The 8,064-nt window shown below is 69.4% G+C and carries 6 protein-coding genes; all 6 read right to left on the bottom strand.

All coding sequences use genetic code 11. The features are described from left to right. A partial coding sequence (locus KBI44_20490) for a putative metal-binding motif-containing protein (protein MBP9146861.1) occupies positions 1 to 1,750 on the bottom strand: 1,750 nt, incomplete at its 3' end. A 573-nt stretch (positions 1,751 to 2,323) separates the two neighbouring features. Next, entirely contained in the window at positions 2,324 to 3,394 is a 1,071-nt protein-coding gene (locus KBI44_20495; protein ID MBP9146862.1) for a hypothetical protein, read from the bottom strand. Then, on the bottom strand, positions 3,391 to 3,903 hold the full coding sequence (locus KBI44_20500) for a hypothetical protein (protein MBP9146863.1): 513 nt from the start codon (positions 3,901 to 3,903) through the stop codon (positions 3,391 to 3,393). The genes KBI44_20495 and KBI44_20500 overlap by 4 nt, the downstream gene beginning before the upstream one ends. 364 nt (positions 3,904 to 4,267) lie before the next feature. Then, positions 4,268 to 4,771, bottom strand: a complete 504-nt coding sequence (locus tag KBI44_20505) for a hypothetical protein (protein MBP9146864.1) — start codon at positions 4,769 to 4,771, stop codon at positions 4,268 to 4,270. Between the two features lie 318 nt (positions 4,772 to 5,089). Next, positions 5,090 to 5,695 (bottom strand): hypothetical protein, encoded by a 606-nt coding sequence (locus tag KBI44_20510; protein MBP9146865.1) that lies wholly within the window; start codon positions 5,693 to 5,695, stop codon positions 5,090 to 5,092. Between the two features lie 309 nt (positions 5,696 to 6,004). After that, positions 6,005 to 7,972: a tetratricopeptide repeat protein gene (locus KBI44_20515; protein ID MBP9146866.1), complete on the bottom strand. Its 1,968-nt coding sequence runs from the start codon at positions 7,970 to 7,972 to the stop codon at positions 6,005 to 6,007. Between the last annotated feature and the right edge of the window lie 92 nt (positions 7,973 to 8,064).

Here is an 8,064-nt window from a genome sequence, read left to right on the forward strand (position 1 = left end):
CCCCCGCCCCGCCCCCGCCACCCGATCCGCGGATGAAGAGCGACGCCGTGACGACGACGGTGCTCTGGATGGCGACGATTCCGAAGCTGCCGCCGCCGGCACCCCCGCCGCCGCCCGCGGACGACGCGCGGCATCCGCCGGCGCCGCCGCCGCCACCGCTCGGCCCGCGGTCCTCCGGGAAGCCGGTGTCACACCCGCCGGCGCCTCCCCCACCCCCGCCGCCGCCGCCGTGACTGCCGAGCCCGCCGGCGGTGCCGCTTCTCCCGCGCCACTGATTCAGGCCTTCGAGAAATCCTCGTGAGTTCTGTCCGGTGCCGGCCAGACCGTCGTGGAGCAGCCCGCGGGTGCCCTCGACCGCCGCCGTGCTGGCGCAGGTGCCGCCGCCCGCACCGCCATCGCCGCCCAAAGCACCCGAGGGAGAGGTACCGCCGGAGAGCCCGACGGAGGCGTTGCACCCCGAACTGCTGCAGGTGCCGTTGGGCCCCGAGCAATTGGTGTCCATGCCGCCACCCGCGCCGCCGGCGGCTCCCGAGCGGTTCGAACCGTCGCAGAAATGAACTCCGGCCCCGCCTCCCGGCCGGCGGAAGTTGCTGCAGACGACGGCCTCCTCCTGGCCGTCGAGGCCATCCACGCCGCTCGGCGCCGGGAACGGATCGGCGTCGATGCCGGCAGCGCCGGCCGCGCCGTCGGCACCATCGCCCTGCTGAAACGTGACGCGGGCGAGCTGGAGCGTCGAGAGCTTGCTGTGCACAACGATGGAGCTGTCACCCGTGCTCGCGGCGGCCGGGCCGGCGAGCACGAGGTCGGCGAAGGACGCGGTGACCGAGAGGGCCTGGACGGTGACCCAGGCGTCCGCCGCTGCCGAGTAGCCACCGACGATCGTCGCGGTGTGGCCCGGCACGGTGCGCGCAGCGCGCTGCCAGAGGATGTCGTAGCCACCGACGATCGCGATGCCGGTCGGCACCACGAGGATCTCGTCGTAGCTTCCGGCCTGAACGAAGACCTGGTCGCGCTGCGGATCGGCGGCGGCGACGCTGGCGCCGTGCCCGATCGAGAGGCAGGGGGCGGCGAGCGTGCAGCCGGTGCCATCGACTCCCGAGGGAGCAACGAAGGCGGCGCGCGCGACATCGCCATCGATGCCGTCGCAGTTGTCGTCGATGAAGAGAGTATCGGGATCGTCGAACGCGCCGGGGTGGATATCCGGGTCGGCGTCGTTGCAGTCACCGCCACAGCTCGCGAAGGTATCGCCATCGAGATCGAAGCCTTCGTCGATGTCGGTGTCGCAGTCGTCGTCGATGGCGTTGCAGATCTCGGTGGCGGCGGTGTTGACGGCGGCGGCACCGTCGTCGCAGTCGCTCCCTGCGCCGACGCCGATCGGCGGACTGTCGGCGCCGAAATCGTCGGCGTCGTCGTCGAGCAGACAGGCGAACGGAGAGTCGAGCGGAGCCGCGCCGGGAAAGGTGGCCGCGGAGCCATCGTCGCAGTCGTCGGCGTTGCCGACATGCTTCGGCGGCGCGGCGCAGCTCTCCGTGCTCACCGCCGGATCGCCGTAGGTGTCGGCGTCGGCGTCGAAGTGCCAGGTCGAGCTCGACGGCGGGACGCTGGACGACCAGGCACACAGGGTGGCGCTCTCGAAGTCGTCAGCGAGCAAGAGGTCGATGCCGCCGGCAGAGAGCTCGGCGTCACTGACAGCCCCGGCGCCGGCCACAGACGGGGCGACGAGGGCCATCACCATCAGGAGCACGCCCATGGAGCGAGGAACGTCATGCGCGTGTTTCGGGCGATCCGGAAGGGGCGGGCGGCACCGGGAGCTCGCGATCCGGGGGTTCCCGTCCTGTTGCCTGGAACTGGGTTCAGTGATGCGCATCTGGGCTCCTTCGCGAAGGCGAACCACCTCCCGCTGCGGAAGGTGGTCTCCGAGGTTCCACCGGCTTGCCTCGAGACGTGGAGGGAGACCACGCTGGGATCCTGGCTGACAGCCTCCTGGCAAGCGGTGATCGGCGGTGCAGGGGCGCGCCGGCCAGGGCTCCGTCGTCAACCAGCGGGTCGTCTGGCTCGCTTCGCAGTCGTCCAGGCAGATCGGAAAGACCACGAGCCTCGGGTACGTTTCGCACTGGAGGAAGCCTAGAGGCTGCCAGCGAAGGCGGGACCTGACTTTGGTCAGGTTCGGAGCCTGAGGTTGGTGAGGCCGTGCAGGTCGGGCGAGCCTGCGCTCGCACCCCGGTAACGGGCCCGCACCGAGGTTCTCGGCTGGCGCCTCTGTTGGCTCCTGTCGGCTGGCTCGGCCTCCCCGCGCTGAAGACGGACCCCCTCCGCGGGGCGGTCACTCATCGAAGAAGATCAGGGTCTGGTAGAAGGAGAGCTCCACGTCCGCATCGAGGCAGGTGTCCGACGTCAGGAAGTAGCTGTAGGAGTCGTTGTCGATCACTCCGTTGTCGATCGAAGCATCGGCGAAGAGGCGCACGTTGTTGCCGCTGCCGCTCGAGGTGGTGGTGGCGAGCGCAGTCGTGACGACCTGATTGGCGAGACTCTTGCGGCGCAGGGAGAGGGTGAGGTCCGAGTCGCCGGAGTCGACGAGGTAGCTCACGATCACGGTCACCTCGACCCCGTTCGGCAGGTGGACCGGCGCGATGATGCAGCACTCGGCGAAGTCGATGGTACCGCCGCGGATGTAGCCCTGTGACGTGCTTCCGTCGTCCCCTCCGGAGAAACAGCCGTCCGTGCCCAGAGTGGTGCTCGCGGCATCGGCGAAGCTCACCGCGAGCGGCGAAACGAACCCGGGCTCGACGCCGTCGGGCAACCAGGCCGAGGTGTCTGCCGATTCGAACCCGTCGAGGAGAAGTGGCGTGCGGAATTCGACCTGGACTGCGAAGAGCTCGGACTGCTCGGGAAGGCGCGCCGCCACCCAGTAGATGTAGCTGCCGTTGTCGATCGTGGGTAGCTCGACAGTTTCGTCCCGCAACTCCTGTATCGCCGCCGAGCTGCCTCTCGACTCCACGACCGCCATCTCGATCCCGTCGAGGAGCGCGGTCGAGATCCGCCGCCGGAAAAGCCGGGCCTCGAAGCTCTGGCTGCCGTTCTCGTCGATCGCGAACGCTGCGAGAGCCGTCACTTTCGCGCCGTCCGGCAGATGAACGCCGGCGATCCCGACCGCGTAGGAGTCGGCGGGAGCCGCGCTGCCCCGCGTGGTCGAAAGGACCAGCGAGCGCTCGTTCGGCGCGACGTCCAGTAGCGCGATCCCCGGAACGGTGAGGGGGCTCCGCAGCACTTCCGCGCCGGCCACGCCGGCCACACCCGCAAATGCCACGAGGAGCGTCAGCACCGCGGCCCCGGCCTTCACTGTGGCCTGCGCAGCCGCTGCGTCTCGAGCGACGAAGTGCGCTTGCGCTCTCATGATCCCTCCGTGAAGAAGACGAGCGCGCCCACGAACCGCAGATCGAGGCCCTGATCGAGGCAGGTGTCGGTGGAAACGAAATAGGAGTAGCTCCGGTTGTCGATGACACCCTCGGTGATCGAGACGTCGGAGAAAAGCCGCACGCCGGCGCCCGTGCCGCTCGTCGTCGTGCTCCCCATCGCGGTCGAGGTCGACTCGTCGTCGATCCGCTTCCGCCGCAGGGAGAGCGTCACGTCGTCCGCGCTCGCGTCGCGGAGGAAGAAGAAGATCGAGCTCACCGTGGCGCCCTCCGGCAGGTGGACGCCGGCGACGAGGCAGCACACCCCGCCGGGGGAATCGGCCGCCACGTAACCTCCGTTCCCTTCCGACGGAACGTCGTAATGGCAGTCGTCGCTGCCCACCGACTGCGGCACGAAGTCGGCGTAGCCGAGATTCCAGGGCGAGCTGAAACCGGCTTCCGGCGAGGCCTGGAGCTCTTCCCGCAATCGCGCCTCGACCTGTTCCGGCAAGTGTGCTGATATCGCCGCGAGCGGCGCCGTCCTTCCTTCGTCCGACGCCGCCGGGACCGCGAGTACGCATGTCCCGACGAGCCCTGCTCCGATTCGAAGCCATCCCATGCCCGTGCTCCCTCGAGGCGAACTACCGTGCCGATTGCGGCACTTGTCCTGGAGTATCGGAATTCACCCGGAAAGGGAGACAGGAGAGATGCGACGCCGTCCGCTGGGAGCGGCTTTCATCTTTCTCCGGGCACCCCGCTTCGCCCGGCCACGGAGCTCGGGGTGCCCATCGGCGCAAAGCGCCGCGGCCCCACTCCCGGTCGGGGAGTGAGGCCGCGATTCGACTCTTCAGCCCTTCAGGCGACCGGCGACGACGTCAGCGGCCGTCGTTGTCGGCGTCGCCGGGGATTGCACGCTCGACACGATGCCAGGCGTCGCGCGTTGCGTCCTTGGCCTGCTCCCACGCCAGGGAAGACTTGCCCTTGGCCTTCTCCCAGTTCCGACCGAGGTCACTCTCCACCTCGTTCCAGCTCTTCGTGCCGTACCTGGAGCGCGACTCCCAGCCGTAACGGTAGGCGTCCTGGACCTGCGCGTACGGACGATCGTCCCGGTAGTACGGGCGGTTCCTGTATTCACCCTCCCAGTAGGCACTTTCGACGGTCGGATTCACCATCTCGCCGACGCCGTGCCCCGCAGCTCCGCCCGCCACCGCACCGATGGCAGCGCCCACGATCGCTCCGGCGGGACCACCGACGGCGGCGCCGGCCACCACACCCGCTGCCGCACCTCCCGCCGCGCCGACTCCGGTGCCCACCGGATGCGAGCCCGACTCGCCAGTGATCGGATCGGCGTTCCTGTCCAACGTATCGGTCTTCGACATGAGTATCTCCTTTGAGCGAAAGCTCGCTCACGCGGAACTGCGCGAACGAGGCTGCCCGGGAGAAAAGCAACTGTGATGCCATGTCTCTCGAACCGGCGAAACGCCCGTTTTTCCATGCTCCGCTGCCGGCTGCGCGGGCTGGTCCTCGCCCGCACGGAGGAACAATGAACAATCGCCCTGAAGAGCTGTCCTTCGTTCTCGAGCCTCGTCGCCCGGACGCAGGATCTGCAGCCGCTCTCTGCGCGGAGGCGCGGGATGCCGGCTTCCGCGGCGTGCGCACCGACGACCCGCCCAGACTTGAGCGCTGGCGTGTTCGCCCTAGCGCTTGCTGCGCCCGCGCGTGAACACCCAGTCGATCCAGACTTTTCCACCCTGCACCGCGACTTCGCGCTTGCCGTCGCCGATGGGTCCCTCGAGGGTGAAGTCCATCGTCGCCATCGGTGCCGCGGCGGCCGACACGACCTTCTCCGCGTCGCCCCTGGCTGCCGCCTGCACGAATCCCGACGTGCTCGGGGCGATGAACAGGTAGCGGGTGCGGGCCCGGTTCAAATCGGTTTCGATCGTGAGTGGGGTATCGCCGGTGCGGAGCGGCCGCGTGCCGGTCGTCGGAATGATCGGCTCCGGACCGGCCAGGGTCGGGTCGTTGTGATGGTAGGTGTCATCCACGGTCAGCGTCCCGGTGCACTCTTCGTTCCACCAGGGCTGATAGGAACCGGTCGCGGCGAGTGGATCGCCATCCGGATTGTCGAAGGCGGCGAAGTAGGAGTAGGAAGCTTCTCCGCCCGAGGTGACGGGACAGTCGAGGTGAGCGGTCCGATTGTAGACCTCGGTGATCTGGCCTTCGGAAGGGATTCCCTTGACGGTCGTCGCCGACCAGCGGATCTTGATCGAAAGATGCCCGTCGACACCCGACGGCTCCGCCACAAGGCCTCCGCCGGGTTTCGCGGCAGGTCCCGCCTGGGGTGGAGTCTGCTGGCCCCCCTGAGCCTCGTCTGTCGGGGCCGCGGTCGACTTTCCCGTCGATGTCGATGACGCCCGGTTGTCGCCTCCAACCGACGGCCCACTGCAGGCGACGAGAGCTGCCAGCAGGATCGACAACAGACCTGCCATCGTTTCGTTTCGCATTGCCAGATTCTCCGTCGAGTGGCGCCTGCTATGCGCGCCAGTTGGGGTACCAGCCGCAGCAACAGCTTAGCTCTGGGACAGATTGAGGGCGAGGTGCCGATTCTCACCTCAGGGCGCGGCTGGGCCTGCGATCGACAGGTCGCGCGCCCGGGCGAGGTTGAGGGCGGCGTCGCGGAAGTCCGGGTCCAGGCGGACGGCGGCCGCGAAATGCGGCACGGCCTCGGCTGCGCGGCCCGTGGAGGCGAGCAGGATGCCCAAGTTGTTGTGGGCCTTCGCGGCCTGCACTCCCTCCGCGTCGCCAGGCTCGAGCCGAAGAAACTCCTCGAACTGGGCGATCGCCGACCCGGGCCGCCCGGCTGCGGCGAGCGCGGCGCCGAGCTGGAAGCGGAAGCCAGCGTCCCTTGGCTCGAGCGCGACGGCGCGCTCGAAGCTCGCAATCGCCTCCGCTGTGCGCCCCTGCACCTGCAGCTCGACCCCCAGGTTGCTCTGATTGCGCGCCTGCCCCGGGGCGCTCGCCGCCGCGGCCTGGAAGTGACGAAGCGCCGCCTCGCGCTCTCCTCGCCCGGCGGCGAGTACGCCGAGGTTGGTGTGCGCGTGCGCGTTCGCCGGGTCGAGCTCCAGAGCCCGGCGATACTGCGCGCTGGCCTCCTCGCTCTTCCCCTGGACCTCGAACGCCTGGGCGTAGTTGAGATGCGTCAGGGCGCGCAGGCTCTCCCCCGAGGCTCCCGCCAACCGCGGCAGGAGCGGCAGATTCACCATCAGGCCGGCGACGGCGAGAATCAGCCCGGCCCGGAGCCGCTCGCCCGCGGGGCCGCGTCGCCACCTCGCCGGAATCTCAACCAGCGCGAAACCGGCGAAGGGTGCGAGCATCGGGACCAGCGGCAGGCGGTAGCGGGCCACGACGTAGAAGGCGACCAGGCTCGCGGTGTAGACGCCGATCGAGGCGTGCAGCACCCAGAGCTCGCGTCCGCGCTCCCGGCTCCACCAGATGCCGAGCAGTGCGAGCGGCGCGAGCAGACCGAAGTGCGCCAACCGGGCGAGCCAGCGCAGTGGCGGCGAGACCTCGGCATGCGTCGCGAGATCTTCCGTGTCCATGGCCTCCTGACCGTTCCAGGCGAGCAGTAGCTTGCGGCCCAGGAGCTCCAGCCAACGACCGGGATGGGCTCGTATCCAGCCCGTGGCGCGCTCTCTCCAGTAGCGCGAAACCTCGCCCGCGGTGAGCTTCCTCCCGCTCGCGGCCTCTGCGAGATCGGCCGCGTCCCGGCGTTCGAAGCTCGCGTCCCCCCGCCCTGGCCGCAGCGGCACGTAGCTTCCGGTGGCCCCGTCGTGATTTCCGATGTAGAGGTTGGGACCGAGCTGCGCGGTCGTGAGCTGCAGCTCGCCGCCGATCCGATAGTTGCGCACAGCGACCGGAGCGAGGACCGCCGCAACGCCCGCGACGCACAGGAGGACCGACGCAGCGCGCGGTCGGGCGCGGCACCAGATCCAGGCCAGGAAGACCGGCAGGAGGACAACCGCGTTCTCCCGGCTGAGCACGAGGAGCCCGAGCACGACGCCGGCCCAGAACGCTAGTCTCCTGTCGACGCGCTCGACCAACAGCGAGACCAGCTGCAGGAGTAGCGCGACCAGCAAAAGATCGAGCACCGCCTTCTGCACCAGGAGGTCGAAGAAGATCGCCGGAGCGTAGAAGGCGAGCAGAAGGCCGGCAGCCCACCCGGCGTTCCGACCGAAGAGCCGTCCGGAAGCGACGGCGACCAAGGCGCAGGCAAGCGCACCCAGGGCGATCTGGAGCACCCTCAGAGCGAGCAGGTCGGGGCCGGCGAGCGCGTACCACAGGCCCAGCAGATAGGGATAGAGAGGGGCCTGGTAGAAGACCTCGCTCCCCACCCAGTCGCCGGCCGCGAGCCGCCGCGCCCACGCTTCATAGCCTCGGGCATCCCCCACGAGGAGGGGGAAGAAGGACGCGCTGCGGAAGAACGCGAGGTGCAGCCCCCGCACCGCGAAGGCGACAAGAAAGACGAGAGCCCCGATGCGCCAGAGACCGGCCTGAGATTCCTCGCGCGCTGCGGATGGCACGCCCGAATCTTGCCTCATCGCGGGGAGCGAACGGAAGGCGCGCCCCCGCCTTTCCGTGCAACTCCGGGCGCCTCCCGGCGTATGCGAAGGCA

This window comes from Thermoanaerobaculia bacterium, from assembly GCA_018057705.1.
In the GTDB taxonomy this organism is placed as follows: domain Bacteria; phylum Acidobacteriota; class Thermoanaerobaculia; order Multivoradales; family JAGPDF01; genus JAGPDF01.